This is a genomic window from Veillonella sp. CNR 79/14 (genome assembly GCF_003992185.1).
GTDB lineage: Bacteria > Bacillota > Negativicutes > Veillonellales > Veillonellaceae > F0422.
This window is the reverse complement of sequence record NZ_RQVH01000024.1, coordinates 1-20,136: the sequence shown is the minus strand read 5'-3', so window position 1 is coordinate 20,136 and position 20,136 is coordinate 1. Positions and strand designations below refer to the sequence as shown.

Here is a 20,136-nt window from a genome sequence, read left to right as displayed (position 1 = left end):
ATATAATGGATATATGAAGCGTAAAATATACCCTAAATGTTTATCTTATTAGTATAGAATGAAATAATTGATTAATAGTTTCGTTAAATTATATCGATATGTTATATACTTGAAAATAAAGTGATATTTTGATTGACATCATACATATATAGTGATAACATGAAAGCAAGATTTAGATACTCTAAATCGCTTGCAGTATTAAAGGTAGGAGGAATTATCATGCTTGGGAAAGTAAAATGGTTCAGTGCAGAAAAAGGTTATGGCTTTATTGAAAGAGAAGATGGCAGCGATGTATTCGTTCATTTTTCTGCAATCCAAGAAGATGGCTTTAAGTCTTTATCCGAAGGACAACAAGTAGAATTTGAAATCGTAGATGGCAACCGTGGTCTTCAAGCGGCTAACGTATATAAAGCATAATTTATGAACAAAGCTTAGGGATTCCTAAATAGGGTCCCTAAGTTTTTTTACTTTCACTAAATGTAGAAAAAATATAGAAAAATAAAAAAGGGTTTTCATACTTTCATGTAGAATTATATACATATAGCAACACTATATGTTACACAGAAAGGGTGACGACTATGAAAGTATCTGTAAGAGGAAAAAATCTTGAAGTGACAGCTGCCTTGCGTGAATATATTGAAAAACGGTTGGAAAAGTTATCCCGTTATTTTGAAACACCAGTTACGGTTCAAGTTGTGTTATCTTTAGAAAAAGAAGAGCGTAAAGTAGAAGTGACATGTTTTGTAGAAAGCGTAGTATTGCGTGGTGTAGAGAGTCACTTAGATATGTATGCTGCTATCGATTTAGTGGTGGATAAAATTGTTCGTCAAATCCATAAACATAAAACACGGTTAGCGAAACGATTCCGTAAAGAAACTGGATTCCATGTAGATGTGACACCTGTGGAAGCGATTCCAGAAGAAAAGGAATTAGAAGTAGTACGTCGCAAAAACTTTACTGTACGTCCTATGAGCGTGGAAGAAGCAATTTTACAAATGAATCTATTGGAACATGACTTCTTTATGTTCTTCAATGAAGATACTGAAATCATGAACGTTGTATATCGTCGACATGATGGCAAATATGGTTTGTTAGAACCAGAAGTGGGTTAATTATAATTCATACATCATATATCATATATAAAGGGCTATGATACCATGTGTTACATGTTGTCATAGCCTCTTTTTTGTAAAGCCATATAACGATAGAGGAAGATGGATGCTTTTACTCCATCTTCCTCTATTTTTATAGTTTGGACTTAGGTTACCGAGCGAGAGTACTAATCTATAAAGTAGTGCACGCCTGATGCAAAAATAGGCATTACAAGGTTACCATTGATATTTTTATGTATACCATGGCCCAGGCGTTCTATATGAGCCATTTTCCCTAATACTCTACCATCAGGGCTTAATAATCCTTCTACAGCACCTATAGATTGGTTAGGGTTCCATTGTGGATCATAGGTAGTATTACCCACTAGGTCTACATATTGTGTGGCAACTTGCCCCTGAGTATAGAGTTCTTCTACTTGTTCTGTTGTAGCCAGTAAACGACCTTCTCCATGAGAAATAGGGACTGTGTAGATGTCGCCTATGTGACAAGCACTGAGCCATGGTGAATTTGTGGATACAACCTTAGTATGGACTATCGTAGAAATGTGACGTCCTATTGTATTGTACGTTAAGGTAGGACTGGTTTTCTCCAATGGTTGGATATGGCCTGTTGGGACTAATCCAAGCTTAATAAGTGCTTGAAATCCATTGCATATACCAAGCACTAAACCATCACGCTTGTATAATAGATTTTCTAAAGATTCTTGCAAGTATGGATTGTGAAACAGGGTTGCTATAAATTTGCCAGATCCTGCAGGTTCATCACCGCTACTAAAACCACCAGGGAAACATACAATTTGAGCACTGTTTATACTGCGTTTTAAGGCTTGAATAGATTCTTGTAATTCTAGACTGCTTCGATTGCGAATGACAAGAGTTTCTATCTTGGCACCATGCTCTGTGAAAGCCCGTGCAGATTCATATTCACAATTGGTGCCAGGGAATACAGGAATCAGCACTTTAGGATGAGATAGAGAAGTATACTTACTACATGGTTTGCTTTGTGTAGTGTGGAGTAGTTTGCTGTCAGCAGAGGTACTGGTATCACCGAAGTTTTTTTCTTTTGCGTAGATAGGAAAGATAGATGCTAAGGTGCTTTCATAGGAATTGGTTAAGTCATCTAATGAGATAGTGGTATCCCCCATCACAATAGAAGGGTCTTCTTGTGTAGTGCCAATATGGTACATGTGAGGTAAGTCCCTTAATGCCTGAGCTGTCACAGTATCCACCTCTATGAGGAAGGAACCACGGAAGGGGTAGAACAATATATCTTCAGGAGTTAGAGAAGCAAGGGGACTATCATTCTCTGATGTATTGGCACAGGATTGAGTTATGCTTGTTTGGTCTAGTTCTCGTTTTTTATGCGTAGAAGATACATCCATAACTAGTCTTTGCAGTTCGTCTTTATGGTAGACACAGCCAATGGCATTGCCAAGACAGGCTTTCACCGTAGCGGGGCCGATGCCATCCTGTTCTACGACATACGTACTATACACTTGTTGCGTGATATTGTGGGAACGCAAGGTTTTACAGTGTGCTTTAAAGGTTGCCCAATCGGGTGTTCCATCACTGTGCTCCGGTACATGTAAAAAAAGGATATGATGGTGTGCCTCATGAAAGTGGGGAGATAGTATGCGGTTGACTTCCTCGGTGGTGACAGCAAAAGAAATAAGAGTAGGTGGTACATGGAGATCTTGGAATGTACCGCTCATAGAATCTTTGCCACCAATGGCAGCTACACCTAATTGGCGTTGCGCCTCGTAGGCCCCCAACAGAGCAGATACCACTTTACCCCAGGACATAGGACTGTTGAGTTTTTCAAAATATTCTTGAAAACTTAGATAGGCCCTAGAGATATCTCCTCCTAAAGCGGCTAACTTCGCTAAGCTAAGGAGTACCGCATATTGAGCGCCATGGTAAGGACTCCATTCTGATAGATAGGGATCAAAACCATGAGTCATGATACTAGCAGTCGTGGTAGTTCCCTGTAATACAGGAAGTTTTGCTACCATCCCTTGGACAGGAGTTTTCAAATAGGTTCCGCTGAAAGGAAAGAGTACTGTATTTCCACCTACGGTAGAGTCAAACATAGCTCGTAATCCTTCTTGGGAGGTACTGTTCAAATCTTGCAAGGCTTGATGAAAGCGTGTTTCTATGGAAGCTTTGGTTGTTGTAGAGAGGAAAGATAGATTCGTAATAAACGAAGGAGAGAGAGTTGTTCTTGGAGATACGATATGAGCTGTAGTACTTTGTGTAGCTCCATTTGTAGCTAAGAACTGACGATGTAGGTTGACGATAATTTCTCCTTGAAAGTCCATCACTAGGCGTCCAGTATTTGTCACTTCTCCTACGATGGTAGCCTCCAGATTTTCCTCTGCACAATAGGATTGGATTCGTTTCCATTGGCTAGGATCAATAATGCAAGCCATTCTCTCTTGGGATTCTGAGATGGCTAGATCTGTTCCAGTGAGCCCAGTGTATTTTGTAGGTATCGCATCTAGGTATATATGAATGCTATCTGCGAGTTCTCCAATAGCAACGGCTACACCGCCTGCTCCAAAGTCGTTACATCTCTTGATATATTGTGTCACCTCTGGGTTGCGGAATAGGCGTTGTATTTTTCGTTCTGTCACAGGATTTCCTTTTTGCACTTCTGCACCACATGTAGAAAGAGAGTCTTTCGTATGTATTTTAGAAGAGCCTGTAGCGCCGCCACAGCCATCACGGCCGGTCTTACCACCTAGCAATATAATGAGATCACCTGGGACAGGGTTTTCACGATGTACATGAGCTCGTGGCACAGCACCGATGACAGCACCTACTTCTAATCGTTTAGCTCCATAGGAATCGTGGTAATATTCTCGTACTTCCCCGGTAGGAACACCGATTTGGTTGCCGTAGGAAGAAAAACCTTTGGCGGCTGTGGTTGTGATGTAGGATTGTGGTAATTTACCGGGTAAAGTATGCTCTTTTGAAACTAAAGGGTTACCAGATCCAGTGATACGCATGGCTTGGTATACATAGGCACGACCACTGAGAGGATCTCGAATGCAGCCACCTAAACAAGTGGCAGCACCACCGAAAGGTTCGATTTCAGTAGGATGATTATGGGTTTCGTTTTTGAATAATAATAGCCATTCTTCTTCTTTACCATCCACCTGTACCGGAACAATAATGGTGCACGCATTGATTTCGTCCGACATATCTAATTGATTTAGTTTCCCTTCATGACGGAGTTCTTGCATAGCCATTGTGGCTATGTCCATTAATGTGGGTGCTACATCAGCTGATGGATTCAGTTGTTGTTTTGTTTCAAGATAGGTTTGATACGTTTTTTGAATCGGCTTGGTAAGGGTAGACTCATCAAAGGTAATCTCCGTTAGTTGGGTATTGAATGTAGTGTGGCGACAATGATCTGACCAATAGGTGTCTAATACACCAATTTCGGTCACTGTTGGATTGCGATGCTCTTTTTGAAAATACCTTTGAATACATAGTAGGTCTTCTAGAGTCATGGCCAATTGCATAGAGTGAAGGAGTTCTTCTAGCTTTATTTTCGTCAGGGTGGTGAACTCCTCTATGTAAGAAGTTTCTGGTATCATCGGTGTTACTATGTCCAGTGTTGCAGGAAGGTCCATGGAGCTTTCATAGGCATCGATAGATTGCAAAAGATATTGTCGAGCTGTATCTATATGTGTTTTAGTTAGGGGGCCCCTTAAGACATAGATTCGTGCAGTACGTACAGTACTATGATCATGACCAGTGAGGATGGAGAGGCATTGCTCTGCAGCATCAGCACGCTGGTCATATTGACCTAGTATAGGTGCAATAGCAATGGGATGGTCTAGGGAGGACAGGTTTAATGTAGTACAGGTAGTTTCTATGGGAGGTTCAGAAAAAATGAGGGTTTTAGCACGTTCAAACTCTGATTCTGTGATTCCAGAGATGTCGTATCGTTCGTAGACCCTGAGGTCGGTGAGAGGAATCTGTAAGTCTTGTTGAAAGGTCGTAAGTAGTTGCTGTGACTCTTGTGATGTGGTAGTGTGAGGAGTGACAAATAGACGGAATATGTGCATACATAGCCTCCTTTAGGTTAATAGGACAGTAGTGAGATTCTTATTACATCCTATAGTATGTTTATTAGCGTTCCATACATGACTTTTTGTATCTTAAGTATACCACGTTTTTTGTTGATTTCCTGAGTTTGTATTGAAGATAGCTGTGTAGCAAGTTATAATAGAAATAGTTTGACATTTGATAATTTGTCCGTGTGCACGATATGAGTAGAGTATGACTCTAGGGGGCATAATGAAATATGATGGTATGTTAGATACATGGCATGAGGAATGCGGAGTCTTTGGAGTCTATGACAAGTCCTCTACCATCGGGACAACTATATATGAAGGGCTTATGGCGTTACAGCACCGAGGGCAAGAGGGAGCGGGTATCGCTGTTGTTCATGAATCACAGATAGATGTGGTGAAAGGACCAGGGCTCGTGAAAGAGGCCTTACAGGATGTTTCTTTCCTAAAAGGTCATATAGGAATTGGACATGTACGGTATTCTACGACAGGTATAGAGAATCCTTGTGATGTACAACCCATTGTAGGGGAGTCGCAGTGGGGTGCATTTGCAGTGGCCCATAATGGGAATTTGACGAATGCCCAAGTGTTACGTCGTGAGTTGGAAACCCAAGGCTGTGTGTTTACGACCACGATGGATTCAGAAGTAATCGTCCATTTGATTAAATGCTCCAATACATCGACCATCTTAGGTGCGATTCAGCAAGCTTGTAGAAGATTGGAAGGCGCCTTTTCGTTGACGATTGTTGCTAATGAGATGCTGATAGGTGTACGAGATCCTCATGGATATCGTCCTCTTTGCGTAGGTCGTACGACCCATGGGTATGTACTTGCCTCTGAAAGTTGCGCTATAGACGCTATAGAGGGGACTTTCATTCGTGATGTAAGGCCTGGTGAAATAATTCTTATTGATGGAACAGATTTCTGCAGTGTACCGTATCACTCCAGTATAAGATACGAAGTCTCGGACTACCAAAATACTGAGGGTGGTATACAGAGTAGAACTATTTCTCGAGGTGGGGTTGAGGGATTAGAAAATAAAGAAAAAACAAAACAAGTACATGTAGGAAGTGCAGGCATAGAACAACAGGAGGTAGTGGAACAACATACTTGCGTGTTTGAATATATTTATTTTGCACATCCTACCAGTGTTATCGATGGGCAAGGTGTATCAGAAGCAAGGGTAGCTATGGGACGTCAGCTGGCAAAAGAAACACAATATGAAGCGGATATTGTTATGCCCATACCTAATTCAGGGACTTTGTCTGCTCAGGGATATGCAGAGGAATCTGGTATACCCTATAGGGAAGGGTTAGTGAGGAATCCGAAGGTATTGCGGACTTTCATAGAACCCAACCAAATTAGTCGAGAGGAAGCGGTGCGTAAAAAGTTTAGTATTGTTCCTGATGTGGTACAAGGAAAGCGTATTATTCTTATTGATGATTCCATTGTACGAGGCACCACAAGTCGATATATCGTTTCCATGTTACGACAAGCGGGAGCGAAAGAAATCTATTTGTGTTTAACTTCTGAACCTATTCGGTATCCTTGCTATTTTGGTATCGATACATCTGATGCAGAAGAGTTGTTAGCTCATCGATATTCCATAGAAGAAATCAGTCAATATATTGGCGTTGATCGTTTATATTATTTGTCTCATGAAGGATTGATGCAGTCTATGAAACAATTAGAAGTACCGCATTTGTGTGTGGCTTGTTTTACTGGAGAGTATCCAAGTCCTGTAGGGGATGAGTATACCAAGGGAGGTACTTATGTCTGTTGATAATACACCTGTTACTTATTTAGATGCTGGCGTGGATGTAGAAGCGGGGAACCAGCTCATTCAAAAGATTAAACACCGTGTGGAACGCACCTATACACCGGGTGTACTAGGATCTCTAGGTGGTTTTAGTGGGCTCTATTCTTTGGCACAGTACACCATGAAAGAACCCATTCTTGTATCGAGTACGGATGGGGTGGGTACGAAAATTCGCTTTGCGGTCCTCATGAATAAGCATCGCCAGATTGGTCAAGATTGTGTGGCTATGAGTGTGAACGATGTGGTAGCACAGGGGGCGACTCCTCTATTTTTCCTAGACTACATTGCAGTCGGTAAATTGGAACATAATCATATTGAAAGTATTATCGATGGTATTGGTGAGGCTTGTGAAGAATGTGGGTGTGCTTTAATCGGTGGAGAAACATCGGAAATGTCTAGTTTCTACGGTGATGGCAATTATGATTTAGCTGGCTTTGCAGTGGGGATTGTAGATAAGGACCGATGCATTACGGGAGTCTCTATCGAGGCAGGAGATATGGTGCTAGGTTTACCTTCATCAGGTTTACACTCCAATGGATTTTCCTTAGTACGCCATATCATTTTAGATAAACAACAAATGCCATTGGACACCTATGTAGACGAGTTAGGTCGCACTATTGGAGAAGAAGTATTAACACCAACGAAACTGTATGTAAAACCTATTCTATCACTACTGAAAGAACAGTTAGTGAAGGGGATGGCTCATATAACAGGAGGATCTTTCTACGACAATATTCCTCGCATATTACCAAAAGGGTTATCTGTCACTATTCATAGTGATGCGTGGCCAGTACCACCTATTTTTAAGCTATTACAAGAATGGGGACATGTGGAAATGAGAGAAATGTATCATACTTTCAATATGGGCATAGGTATGGTGCTAGTAGTGAAGCCAGAGTTAGTAGAACGAGTCGTAGAAGTGTTGCAAGAACAAGGAGAAGTAGTGTATTCCATTGGACTTGTTACAGAAGGGCAGGGAGATGTGACGATTCTTGGTGAGGCTTTCCATGCGTAAACGATTGGCTCTATTTGGCAGTGGCAGAGGGTCTAATGGAGAAGCCATCTATAAGGCCATAGAAGCGGGGTATATAGAGGGTGAAATAGTTCTTATCATTAGTGATAGACCCAATGTGGGTATTGTGGAGAAAGGATGTGCTTGGCACATTCCTGTACACATAGTAGAGCCTGCCAACTATGGTACTGAAGCAGCCTGGACACAAGCTATGCTAGATTTGTTACAAGAATATGAAGTGGAGGGCATCTTGTTAGCTGGGTATATGCGTATATTACCACCTACATTTGTGCAAACATACAGAGGAAATATCTTGAACATACATCCCTCCTTATTGCCAGCCTTTACAGGCTTACAGGCACAGAAGCAAGCCTTACTAAAAGGCGTAAAATACACAGGATGTACCGTTCATTTTGTGGATGAAGGCATGGATACGGGTCCTATCATTGTGAAGGCGGTGGTACCTGTCTATGAAGATGACACGGTGGATACTTTATCAACACGAATCTTGCATGAAGAGCATCGTATCTACCCAGAGGCGGTGCGCTTATTTTGCGAGGATGCTTTGAATATAGTGGGATCTCGTGTTGTTATAGAAAAACAAGCTATTATAAAATAGTTTATATTGAGAGGTATCTATGAAAGTATGTATTATTGGCAATGGTGGTCGTGAACATGCATTAGCTTGGAAATTGCATCATAGCCCATCTGTAACAGATGTTTATGTAGTGCCAGGCAATGCAGGAATGACTTCGATAGCCACTGTAGTCAATCTAGATTGGAAGAACCGAGACACCTTACTAGCTTGGTTATTGGACTATAAGATTGACTTGGTTGTTATAGGGCCTGAATTGCCACTTGTCGAGGGACTTAGCGATGCGATCCGAGCAGAGGGGATTCCTGTATTTGGACCATCCCAGGAGGCGTCTCGATTAGAAGGGTCTAAGTCGTTTGCGAAAGATGTAATGCGTCGATATGAGATTCCTACGGCTAAGTATGAGGTTTGCCAAGATGTAGAAACAGGAAAAGGCATTATTCATCAATGGGGTGTACCGATTGTATTAAAGAGGGATGGCCTCTGGGGTGGCAAAGGTGTCACCATTTGTGAGACTTTCACAGACGCAGAACGAGTGTTGAAAGAGATGTTGAGTAGTTCGGAAGAAAGCGTTGTGATTGAGGAATATATGCGAGGACAGGAGGTATCCTTGTTGTCCTTTGTGGACGGTACTCACGTCTTACCTATGATAGGAGCAAGAGATCATAAACGATTGTTAGACCATGATGAAGGTCCAAATACAGGAGGAATGGGCGCCTATGCACCGGTGCCAGAACTGGATGGCACTTTGGAACAAACCATAGTAGACGCAATAGTAAAACCTATCGTGAAAGCCATGGCAGAAGAAGGTCATCCTTATGTGGGGTGTTTGTATACAGGTCTTATGCTTACCGAGGAAGGACCGAAAGTAGTAGAGTTCAATGCTCGCTTCGGAGATCCAGAAACACAAGTGATATTGCCATTATTGCAGAGTGATTTAGGAGTCATCATGTATGCCACAGCTACGGGACAATTAGAGGGGATATCCTTGGAATGGTCGAAACAATACGCTTCCTGTGTTATCTTAGCATCCGAAGGATATCCACAGCAGCCCTTGACAGGTCGAAGCATCACTGGTGATATACACACTATGGATACTAAATCGATAGTATTTCATTCAGGTACGGCATATAAAACGGATCACTATGTAACGCAAGGTGGTCGTGTATTAGGTGTTGTAGGATTGGGGAATACATTGGAACAATCCTTAGCACATGCTTATGAACGTGTGTCTATGATTGACTTTGAGGGACAACAGTATCGTAAGGACATCGGTGAATCGAGTATTGGATTTTGTATACATACGCAATATAGAAAAAATTCGATAGATAAAGAATTTAATAAGTGATATAATAACAAAAGAATATTTTAGTTATTTAATGATATATATTACATAGTAGAGGGGTAATTGTATGAATCGAATTGTATCTTTTTTTACATCACCATCAGCAGGGGGTGTACTACTCTTTGTAGCTGCTGTGGTAGGAGTGCTATTGGCAAACTCTCCAGTAGAAAGTTTGTACCACTCTTTGCTTCATGCTAAATTAGGACCATTGTCCATTGAATTATGGATTAATGACGTGGCCATGGCGGTCTTCTTTTTATTTGTAGGCCTTGAAGTAAAACGGGAAATGATTGCAGGGGAATTGAATACCAATGCAAAACGATTTTTGCCTGGTATTGCAGCGTTTTTTGGCCTTTTAATGCCGGCGTTGATTTATTATTTCATCGTTGGTTACCATCCAGACTTTATTCATGGTTGGGGGATTCCAACAGCTACAGACATTGCCTTTGCCATCGGTATCGTTTCACTCTTAGGTGATCGAGTACCCATTGCAATGAAAGTATTTTTAACTACCTTGGCTGTTATGGATGACTTGATGGCTATTGTTATCATTGCTTTTTTCTATACAGCGGAGTTAAACTTCTTTTACTTATTCGTAGCAGCAATCATCGTGTTCATGTTACAATACGTAAACCGTATGAACTATACGAGACCAATTCCGTATTTAGCATTAGGATTTGGCCTTTGGTTCTGTGTGTTTAAGTCAGGATTGCATGCTACCTTAGCAGGTGTAATTTTAGCGGCGTTCATTCCATACCATGGCATACGTGATGGTCGTCATGTATCTCCATTATCTGAATGGGAACACACCTTAAGTAACTGGGTTACTTACTTAATTATTCCAATCTTTGGTTTTGCCAATGCAGGGGTATCTTTCCACGGATTTACTTTAGAAAGCTTTGCCCATCCAGTTGTATTAGGTGTTGCAGTAGGTTTAGTATTAGGTAAACAAGTAGGAGTATTTGGCACATTGTTCTTACTAGTAAAATCTAAACTAGTGGAAATGCCAGCTCAAACCAATTGGACTCATGTGTATGGTATCGCTCTATGTTGTGGTATCGGATTTACCATGAGCTTGTTCGTATCTTTGTTAGCCTTCCCTCCAGGAGAAGCACAAGAAATGGCAAAAGTTGGTATCTTCGTAGGCTCTATCGTATCTGGTATCTTGGGATATACAGTATTACGGATTGCAGGGCGAAAACAACAAGTAAATGTATCTGAATACGATATGATCAAAGGACAGTATATTTAATTGCATAATTCATAGAGAGTAGAGGCTCTATATAAAAGTCGCAGTGAAAGGAAACTTTTACTGCGTTTTTTTAATTATGCCAATTTTCAATATGTAAAAAAAGTGCTTGCAATATTCGAATTAACTCCCTATAGTAAGTATATAAGAATAAATGAGAATGGGAGGGTGACTATGCATCATTACAAACGGACCATGGTGATAGCAGTCCTTGTATGTGCAGGGATATTCTTACTATCTTTAGTGATGGGGAGATTCTTTATTCCTGTTCAAGAAGTATGGAATATATTGCTATCTAAATTTTTAGTATTACCTATCACTTGGGATGCTTCGATGTATAATGTAGTTATGGAGATTCGATTACCTCGGGTATTAGGTGCTATTTTGGTAGGCATTGCGTTAGCTGTATCGGGTACAGCCTATCAAGGAGTTTTCCGTAATGATTTGGTATCTCCAGATTTACTGGGTGTTTCACATGGTGCAAGTGTGGGAGCCTGCTTAGGTATCTTATTACATTTGTCATTGTATGGGGTAGCAATATGTGCCTTTATTGGTGGTATCGCAGCCGTGTGCTTAACCTTGTTATTACCAAAATTAATTCAGAATCAATCGAGGATTGTCCTTGTCTTATGCGGTATCATTGTGTCTGGATTTATGGCAGCCATCATTGGACTACTGAAATACATTGCCGATCCAGATACAGAACTACAAGATATTGTGTATTGGCAGTTGGGTAGCTTGGCAAAAGTTACGTGGGATAATTTATTTTATGTATTACCGATTATTGTGATTGGTACCTTAGCAATTGTAGCCTTGCGGTGGCGTTTAAATATTTTATCGTTATCCGATCAAGAGGCACAGAGTTTGGGTATTAATGTACATAAAGAACGAATTGTCATAATCGTAATTTCTACATTGCTAACTGCAGCAGCAGTATGCTTAAGCGGTACCATTGGATGGGTAGGCTTAGTCATTCCTCATTTATCTCGTATGTTAGTAGGTCATGATCATAAAAAATTGATTCCCGCCGCAATTGTGGTCAGTGCCTCCTTTTTGATGGTAGCAGATTTGTTTGCTAGAGCGTTAACAACAGCAGAGATTCCACTAGGAATACTCTGTGGATTCATTGGAACGCCATTCTTTGCGTGGGTATTGTATAAACAACGGAGGTATTTCTAATGGATTCTTTTGAGCTTTCAGTAGATTCTATCTCTTTTTCATATGGCAAGGGAGAGCCTAATATTTTTACGGACTTATCATTCTCTGTGAAAGCTGGTGATACCTTAGCTCTATTAGGGCGTAATGGGGTAGGAAAATCTACATTGCTTAGTTGCTTGATGTGCTTTCAGCAGGTACAATCGGGGCATATATATTGCAATGGTATAGATTTAGGGAGTGTGTCTATTCAAGAGCGAGCGAAGTTAATTGCTTTTGTACCACAGATTATAGGAGCAGATATAGCCTATACGGTACGAGATTATATATCCTTTGGAGCAACGCTACGAACGGGGATGTTTTCTTCACCAGGAAAAAAAGAATTTCAAAAAACAGATAGCATACTAGAAATGCTAGGGATTACAGAATTACGAGATAAACCGTGTCGCGATTTAAGTGGAGGGCAACGACAATTAGTAGCGATTGGACGTGCTTTATTGCAAGATACGAGATTATTATTAATGGACGAGCCAACATCTGCATTAGATATACGTAATCAAGTGATTGTTCTAGAAACGATAGAACAATTGCGAACACAAGGATATGCTATTATTTTTACTACACATGTACCGGAACAGGCTTTATTACTGAATAGCCGTGTTGGTTTATGTCGTGGTGGAATAATAGATTTTTACGATTCTGTCAATGATGTGACTGTGGAAGTATTGGAGAGAATTTACCGGACGAAACTTAGTTTATTTTACAGCGAAACGGTACAGCGCACAGTTTGTGTTATCCCACAGTTAGGTCAGAAAGGGGAGATTTTATGAAGCGTATTGTAGTATTGTTGTTAGCCTTATTTACAACCATTTGTATGCTAGTTGGTTGTGGCACAGAAAATGCATCCCAAGGGAATACATCTTCTACGAGGGTTATCACAGATATTGATGGAACGGAAGTGACGATTCCAAAAGATATCAAACAAGTGGCAGACTTATGGCATGCTAATAACCAAGTGGTATTGATGTTAGGGGGCGCAGATACACTAGTATCTACTACAAAAAATGTACAAGGATTGCCTTGGTTTGTAAAAGTGTATCCTAGAATTAAAGAGATTCCAGCTCCGGTAAAAGGTACAGATGTACAAATGGAGGAAATTCAAAAATTAAATCCACAAGTGGTATTGGCTAGTAATAAGAACCAAATTGAAATGGCCCGCAAAGCGGGTCTTCCAGCAGTACGTGTGAATTTTACAGACTATGAAGGATTGCGCAAAACAGTGGCTATTACAGCCGATGTATTAGGTGGTAAAGCCATCGATATTAGCAAACAATATCTAGCCTATTTAGATGGTAATGTGAAATTAGCGGAAGAAAAAACTAAACATCTTAGCGATGCAGAACGACCAACCGTGTTGCATATCGTAGGTGGAGATAATCTATTAAAAGTAGATGGAGACAAAACAATTATCAATGAATGGATTCGTTATGCAGGTGGTAAGAATGCCATTATAGCAGCAGGTCCACAAATCGTAGTAACTATAGAAGAAATCATCAAAGCAGATCCAGATATTATCATCATCGGTGGTACACAAGCGCAAAAAGGCATTGACCAAATGATGAATGATCCACAATGGGCAAGCTTAAAAGCTGTTAGAAATCATCGTGTATATCGCAATCCTGTAGGAACGTTCAACTGGGACCGGTATAGTGCCGAAGCAGCATTACAAATCTTATGGGCAGGTCAAATCATTCAACCACAATTATTTGCGGATATTAACCTAGTGAAAGAAACACAAAAATTCTATAATGATTTCTTACATTTTGATTTATCTGGTGATGATGCAGAACGTATTATCCATGGTGAAAGTCCTGCAAATTAAATTTATTAACGCATGATTTTTAAGTAGTTAGTTTGTGTATGGAAGCTAGTTAGGAGACGTTATGAAACGAATTATTACTATGCTCTTTGCATTGCTGATTTCCATCGGCTTGTTAGCTGGTTGTGGCACAGAAAATGCATCAAAAGGAGCAACGCAAGAAGTACATACTATCACCGATATTGGTGGCACTCAAGTTCAATTACCAACACATGTAGAACGAATTGCTGACTTATGGCCAGCGAATAATCAAGTTATGTTGATGCTAGGTGGGGCAGATAAATTAGTTGCTACTACACAATATGTACAAACATTACCTTGGTTCTCACATATTTATCCAAATATTAAAAACATTGCTGCGCCAGATCGTTTTGGCTTTGATTTACAATTAGAAGAACTACAAAAAGTATCACCACAAGTAATTATTGTAAATAGTAAAAAGCAAGCAGAACAAGTCCGTCAAGGCGGCTTTACAGCAGTGCATATGGAGTTTACTGACTATAAAGGACTTCGCAATGTAGTATCCATGACCGCAGATATTCTAGGCGGTAATGCGGTAGAGATTGCTAAGAGTTACAATGCGTATTTAGATAAAAATATCGCTTTAGCAGAAGAAAAAACGAAAGTGTTAACCGATGCAGAACGTCCAAGAGTGATGCATATTGCTACAGGTGAAAATTTACTTAAAGTAGATGGCACTAAAACAATTATTGATGAATGGATTCACTATGCGGGTGGTATCAATGCGATCGAACAAAAAGGTCGTGGGCTTACATTAACCATGGAAGAAATCATCAAAGCTAACCCAGATATTATCATTATAGGTGATGTGAACTCCAAAGCAGCTATTGAAAAAATTATGAATGACCCACAATGGAGTGGTATTAAAGCAGTTCAAATGGGTCGTGTATATAGCAATCCTGTAGGAACATTCAAGTGGGACCGATACAGTGCTGAATCAGCATTACAAATCTTATGGGCAGGTCAAATCATCCAACCACAATTATTTGGAGATATTAACCTAGTGAAAGAAACACAAGATTTCTATAAAAACTTCATGCATTATGATTTATCTACCGTAGAGGCAGAGCGTATTATTGCTGGAGAAGGTCCACAATAGTTGCAATAGTAGGCAATAGATCCGATTGACTCTATATTAAAACCGTAGTAAGAGGATACTTTTACTACGGTTTTATTAGGTTTATTTTCACCGTGGCAAAATGGAAAGATAGAGCGAAGTCATAAGATTGATGGGGAGAGATTCTATACCAGAAAGTTTAGGGTTGTGTCACAAATGTTTGACTACTTCATAGATATTATATAAAAACTTAAATTTAAGTATTGATTTCCTAGCATTTTGTGATATACTACTAAAATATTTAAGTTAATTGATCTTATAAGAGGGAAGATAATAGAATGAGTGAAAAAAATTTAAAAATGTTAGGATGGCTTGGAACATTCCTTTCAGTAATGATGTATGTGTCTTATGTTCCGCAAATCATGGGAAACTTGGATGGGAATAAAACATTTTTTCTGCAGCCCTTGGCAGCGACGATTAACTGTATCATATGGGCAAGTTACGGACTTTTAAAAGAAAAAAAGGACTATCCTTTGGCAGTAGCAAACTTGCCGGGAATTATCTTTGGATTGCTTGCAACCATTACGGCGTTTTAAATAATCTCGTTTTAAAGATGTATTGTGAAAAGCTCATTTGAATGATGATTAGTCATTTTAGTGAGCTTTTTTGTTATAATTATTTTTCAAGATATAATTCTAACTTCTTCAATTTTAAAATATTATTTATTATGATTATTTTAATATGTAAAACTTTTGTATCACATCATATTGAAATGATCTATTATACCAATTTAGTATAGCAACCCTATTTTTATGCATATTTACTATAGAAAATGAGGAAAACTAACATTTTTAGTGTATATATGTAGTAGGTGGTATTTCCTATGGGGAGAGATTTATACCACATGTGGGAAAAATATAATAAAAATAGGTACTAAGTGGTGTTAAAGTGTTAAAAAAGTCCTGTTTTTTTGACGTATCTCCCAAAAAATGGTAAAATGTATAAGCATTTAGATATGAGGTGAACATCGTGAAAAAAATAACTCTCCTAGCGATTCTCCTGATGGTATGTACCATGGTGACAGCCTTGGCAACATCTGGACGTGGTGATCGCGGTAAAGAGGTAGAAGAGTTACAAGCGTTGTTAGTAGCCCAAGGCTATTTGCTTGATACAGCAGATGGAGTGTTTGGGAATAATACAGAATACGCAGTACTCGTCTTTCAGAAAGAACACGGGTTAACTCCAGACGGTAGAGTAGGTAAAGAAACAATGCGTGCTTTACTAGAGAATCAAAAACACTTTGAGGGGCAACAAGCATCTCGAAATACCCGTAGTGTAGAAGTATCACGGTTTGGTGATCGTGGTCGCAACATAGAAGAAGTACAACTTAAATTAGTAGATAGTGGATTTTCTCCTGGAGCTGTTGATGGTGTCTTTGGGGATGGAACTAAAGAAGCTTTGATTCGTTTCCAGCGTCATTATGGATTACCAGTGACAGGAACTGTTGATAGTGCTACATGGTCAAAATTATCTATCAAACGAGGCAAACCAACAAGCTATAAAAAAACATTAGAAATGGAAGCTAGTGCCTATTCAAGTTATGAATCTGGTACACATACAGCTAGAGGCAACGCACTTCGCCGTGGGTATGTTTCGGTAGATCCTAATGTAATTCCATTAGGAACAGAAGTGTATGTGGAAGGATATGGTTATGCTGTAGCGGATGATACAGGTGGTGCTATTATAGGTCATCGCATTGATTTGGCTATGGATAGCTATAATGAGGCCATCCAATTTGGTCGTCGAACAGTAAAAGTATATATTTTAGATTAGAGAAGTCATTGATTTGTTGTAAAACAGAAAGAACATCTAATTGCAAACGTGTTATTACACAAAAATAAAGAGGTAGGAACTAGAGTAATTTAGTTGTTACTAATATAGAGGATAGCTGATTCAGAGAATTGGCTATCCTTTGTTTTATGGGTTCCCTATGCTATAATAAAATGTATTCTAAGTAGTAAATATAGGAGGATATGGTGGATATTACATCAACACAAGGGTTATTAGCAATTTTACAAATTATTATTATTGATATATTATTGGCTGGCGATAATGCTATCGTTATTGGTATGGCAGCTAAAAACTTGCCGGAACATTTGCGTAAACGTGCTATTTTCTGGGGCACAGCAGGGGCAATTGTTTTGCGTCTAGTGATGGCCATTTTGTTTATTGAAGCTTTAGATAATATTCCTGCATTACGCATTGTTGGTGGGATTATGTTGCTTTGGATTGGCTATTCCTTATTGAAAGATGGCGATAATGAACACAATATTGAAGCAAAAGATAATATCTGGGGCGCTATTGCTACGATTATCATTGCTGATGGTGTGATGGGCATCGATAATGTGCTAGGCGTTGTGGCAGCAGCAGAAGGTCATTTTGGGCTAGTAGTAGCTGGTATGTTAGTAACAGTGCCAATTATTGTTTGGGGCAGTACTATCTTTGTAAAACTGATTGATAAATTCCCTGTTATTCTATACGCAGGTGGTGGTATCCTAGGATGGGTCTCTGCTAGCATGATTCAACATGATCCAATGGCAGCACCATATATTGAACCATATAGCTTGCCATTCCATGTTGGATGTGTCGTATTGGTATTAGGAGCAGCGATCATTCGCAATCGTTTAGTGAAATAAACTGGTATTGGTAAAAGTAACAGCTCAATGCACTAGAACATAAGGCATACTAGTTTTGAAAAAGAGTGTGATACATAGGCATACAGTCTCCATGATGGAGGCTGTATGCTTTTTCTTTTTTGAGAGGAGCAGGTTATAGAATACAATGAGTTGCTTTCACTACCAATGATGTAAGGAGTCGTGTAAAGAACATATAAAAATGATATAATAAAAAGACATACATTGATACAAACGATTACATTGTGTATAAGGATATATAGATGAGTGAGAAGAAGAAACAACAGAAAGCACCGGTGTGCGTTGGACATACATATACGATAGAGATTCACGGCACCGGCAGTAGTGGCGAAGGGGTAGGCAAATACGAAGGGTTTACAGTATTTGTGCCCTATGCTTTACCGAATGAAATGGTGCAAGTGAAGATTACCATAGTCAAAAAGAATTATGCTGTAGGAGATATTGTAGAGGTGCTCACACCGTCTGCAGAGCGAGTGGCCCCAGAATGTAAGGTATATGGCAATTGTGGGGGCTGCCAATTACAACATGCGTCCTATACAGAACAATTGCGACTAAAAACAGAATCTGTGAAAGCCGTTATCGAACGGATTGCTAAATGTGACCCCAATTTGGTATTACCTTGCATAGGCCCAGAGCAGCCTTGGCGGTATCGGAATAAAATGCAAATGCCTGTAGGTGGCACCGTAGACAAAATTCGTATGGGATTTTATCAAAAGGGATCCCATAGCATCATTAACCATGAACATTGCCCTATTCAAGATGTAGGCAATGATGAGATTCGTAAAGTTTGCTATGAAGCTATGAATAAATTGGGAATCGAACCTTATGATGAGTATACGGAAAGAGGTGTCATTCGTCATGTTGTGGGTCGTATTGGGAAAGATGAATGGATGGTTATCCTCGTAAGTCGCACAGCGAATATTCCTCGTGAATCGGAATTGGTAGACCGTATCGTAAGAGCATTGCCACAGGTAACATCCATCGTAGTGAATCACAATCCAAAACAAACGAATGTGATTTTAGGACCTACGAATCGTACCATTTATGGAAAAGACCAAATTACAGATTACATCAAAGATTTGTCCTTTCAATTGTCACCGCATTCTTTCTTTCAAGTGAATCCAGAACAAACCACGGTACTATATGATACAGCTTTGGAATTTGCGGACTTGAAAGGCCATGAAATGGTGATAGATGCGTATTGTGGAACAGGAACTATTTCTTTGTTCTTGGCTCACAAAGCAAAACATGTCATTGGAATTGAAATCGTTGAGCCTGCCATCAAAGATGCGAAAAAGAATGCAGAACGAAATGGATACGATAATACAGAATTTATCGTAGGCGATGCAGCGGTGGAAATGCCTAAGTTGTATAAACAAGGCATTAAGCCAGATGTGATTGTATTCGATCCCATCCGTGCAGGCTGCAAAGAAGATGTATTACATGCTGCTGTTGGGATGGGGCCAGAACGGATAGTGTACGTGTCTTGTAACCCATCCTCCATGGCACGAGATATAGAAATACTGACAAAACAGGGCTACCAATTGGTGAAAGTTCAACCAGTGGATATGTTCCCGCAGACGTATCATACAGAAGCTGTGGCGCTGCTTACTAGGAGTGAAGCCATGCAGTAAGCATTAGATCGGCCTATATCAGTGGATGTCCAAGAGTTCGAGGGAAGCGAATTTGATTAATCATCACAGTTGATGTAGAATACAATTGAGATCTTTATTACAGAAGCTACTAAGTATAGTGCTTTCATATAAATATATATATTTTATAAAGGAGTGATACGATGATTTGGTCATGTATTATTGGTGGATTGATTGGATTTATTGCAGGTAAAATTACTAAAAAAGCTGGATCTATGGGTATTATTGCTAGAATTATTGCGGGCTTAATAGGTTCTTCTGTGGGACAAGCAATTTTTGGTACTTGGGGTCCGAGTTTAGCTGGGATGGCTTTAATCCCATCTGTATTAGGTGCAATTATCGTGATTGCTGTAGTATCCTTTTTCTTTGGAAAGAAAAAGTAGTAATATGTCAATCAAGTAGAGAAGAAACATAAGTTAGTATATGGATGCGTGTATATATATT

The 20,136-nt window shown here is 39.6% G+C and carries 17 protein-coding genes; 16 read left to right on the top strand and 1 reads right to left on the bottom strand.

Features of this window, described 5'->3' with window-relative positions; translation table 11 throughout:
- The first annotated feature begins 219 nt into the window (after window positions 1-219).
- Together EO119_RS07095 and hpf are read left to right on the top strand one after the other, a co-directional pair.
- Entirely contained in the window at window positions 220-417 is a 198-nt protein-coding gene (locus EO119_RS07095) for a cold shock domain-containing protein (RefSeq protein ID WP_009354004.1), read from the top strand.
- 161 nt (window positions 418-578) lie between these two features.
- Window positions 579-1,112 carry a ribosome hibernation-promoting factor, HPF/YfiA family gene (hpf, locus tag EO119_RS07090; RefSeq protein ID WP_009372200.1) on the top strand — a complete coding sequence of 178 codons (534 nt, stop codon included), beginning with the start codon at window positions 579-581 and terminating at the stop codon, window positions 1,110-1,112.
- Between the two features lie 167 nt (window positions 1,113-1,279).
- Here hpf and EO119_RS07085 read toward each other — a convergent pair whose 3' ends face one another.
- Window positions 1,280-5,188, bottom strand: coding sequence for a phosphoribosylformylglycinamidine synthase (locus tag EO119_RS07085; RefSeq protein WP_126941212.1), 3,909 nt, complete (start codon window positions 5,186-5,188; stop codon window positions 1,280-1,282).
- Window positions 5,189-5,420: 232 nt separating this feature from the next.
- Here EO119_RS07085 and EO119_RS07080 point away from each other — a divergent pair, with 232 nt between their 5' ends.
- From EO119_RS07080 to EO119_RS07010, 14 genes are all read left to right on the top strand, one after another.
- Entirely contained in the window at window positions 5,421-6,977 is a 1,557-nt protein-coding gene (locus EO119_RS07080) for an amidophosphoribosyltransferase (RefSeq protein ID WP_126941210.1), read from the top strand.
- Window positions 6,967-8,028 carry a phosphoribosylformylglycinamidine cyclo-ligase gene (gene purM, locus EO119_RS07075; RefSeq protein WP_126941208.1) on the top strand — a complete coding sequence of 354 codons (1,062 nt, stop codon included), beginning with the start codon at window positions 6,967-6,969 and terminating at the stop codon, window positions 8,026-8,028. The genes EO119_RS07080 and purM overlap by 11 nt, the downstream gene beginning before the upstream one ends.
- On the top strand, window positions 8,021-8,644 hold the full coding sequence (purN, locus tag EO119_RS07070; RefSeq protein WP_126941206.1) for a phosphoribosylglycinamide formyltransferase: 624 nt from the start codon (window positions 8,021-8,023) through the stop codon (window positions 8,642-8,644). Before purM ends, purN begins: the two co-directional genes overlap by 8 nt.
- Window positions 8,645-8,663: 19 nt before the next feature.
- The gene (gene purD, locus EO119_RS07065; protein WP_126941204.1) at window positions 8,664-9,968 is read left to right on the top strand and encodes a phosphoribosylamine--glycine ligase; all 1,305 of its coding nucleotides are present in this window, start codon (window positions 8,664-8,666) and stop codon (window positions 9,966-9,968) included.
- A 64-nt stretch (window positions 9,969-10,032) separates the two neighbouring features.
- On the top strand, window positions 10,033-11,217 hold the full coding sequence (gene nhaA, locus EO119_RS07060; RefSeq protein ID WP_062403148.1) for a Na+/H+ antiporter NhaA: 1,185 nt from the start codon (window positions 10,033-10,035) through the stop codon (window positions 11,215-11,217).
- A gap of 171 nt (window positions 11,218-11,388) precedes the next feature.
- Window positions 11,389-12,393, top strand: a complete 1,005-nt coding sequence (locus EO119_RS07055; RefSeq protein ID WP_062403145.1) for an iron ABC transporter permease — start codon at window positions 11,389-11,391, stop codon at window positions 12,391-12,393.
- A complete protein-coding gene (locus tag EO119_RS07050; RefSeq protein WP_126941202.1) occupies window positions 12,393-13,199 on the top strand; it encodes an ABC transporter ATP-binding protein in 807 nt (268 codons plus the stop codon). Before EO119_RS07055 ends, EO119_RS07050 begins: the two co-directional genes overlap by 1 nt.
- Window positions 13,196-14,251 (top strand): ABC transporter substrate-binding protein, encoded by a 1,056-nt coding sequence (locus tag EO119_RS07045; RefSeq protein WP_206168563.1) that lies wholly within the window; start codon window positions 13,196-13,198, stop codon window positions 14,249-14,251. The genes EO119_RS07050 and EO119_RS07045 overlap by 4 nt, the downstream gene beginning before the upstream one ends.
- Window positions 14,252-14,312: 61 nt before the next feature.
- Window positions 14,313-15,368: an ABC transporter substrate-binding protein gene (locus EO119_RS07040; RefSeq protein WP_206168562.1), complete on the top strand. Its 1,056-nt coding sequence runs from the start codon at window positions 14,313-14,315 to the stop codon at window positions 15,366-15,368.
- A 296-nt stretch (window positions 15,369-15,664) separates the two neighbouring features.
- Window positions 15,665-15,922 (top strand): SemiSWEET family transporter, encoded by a 258-nt coding sequence (locus tag EO119_RS07030; RefSeq protein ID WP_062403139.1) that lies wholly within the window; start codon window positions 15,665-15,667, stop codon window positions 15,920-15,922.
- A 433-nt stretch (window positions 15,923-16,355) separates the two neighbouring features.
- Window positions 16,356-17,159, top strand: coding sequence for a peptidoglycan-binding protein (locus tag EO119_RS07025; RefSeq protein WP_305798498.1), 804 nt, complete (start codon window positions 16,356-16,358; stop codon window positions 17,157-17,159).
- Between the two features lie 203 nt (window positions 17,160-17,362).
- Window positions 17,363-18,022, top strand: a complete 660-nt coding sequence (locus EO119_RS07020; RefSeq protein ID WP_082717820.1) for a TerC family protein — start codon at window positions 17,363-17,365, stop codon at window positions 18,020-18,022.
- Window positions 18,023-18,282: 260 nt separating this feature from the next.
- Window positions 18,283-19,674: a 23S rRNA (uracil(1939)-C(5))-methyltransferase RlmD gene (rlmD, locus tag EO119_RS07015; protein WP_126941200.1), complete on the top strand. Its 1,392-nt coding sequence runs from the start codon at window positions 18,283-18,285 to the stop codon at window positions 19,672-19,674.
- Between the two features lie 161 nt (window positions 19,675-19,835).
- Window positions 19,836-20,075, top strand: coding sequence for a GlsB/YeaQ/YmgE family stress response membrane protein (locus EO119_RS07010; protein ID WP_126941198.1), 240 nt, complete (start codon window positions 19,836-19,838; stop codon window positions 20,073-20,075).
- Window positions 20,076-20,136: the final 61 nt, after the last annotated feature.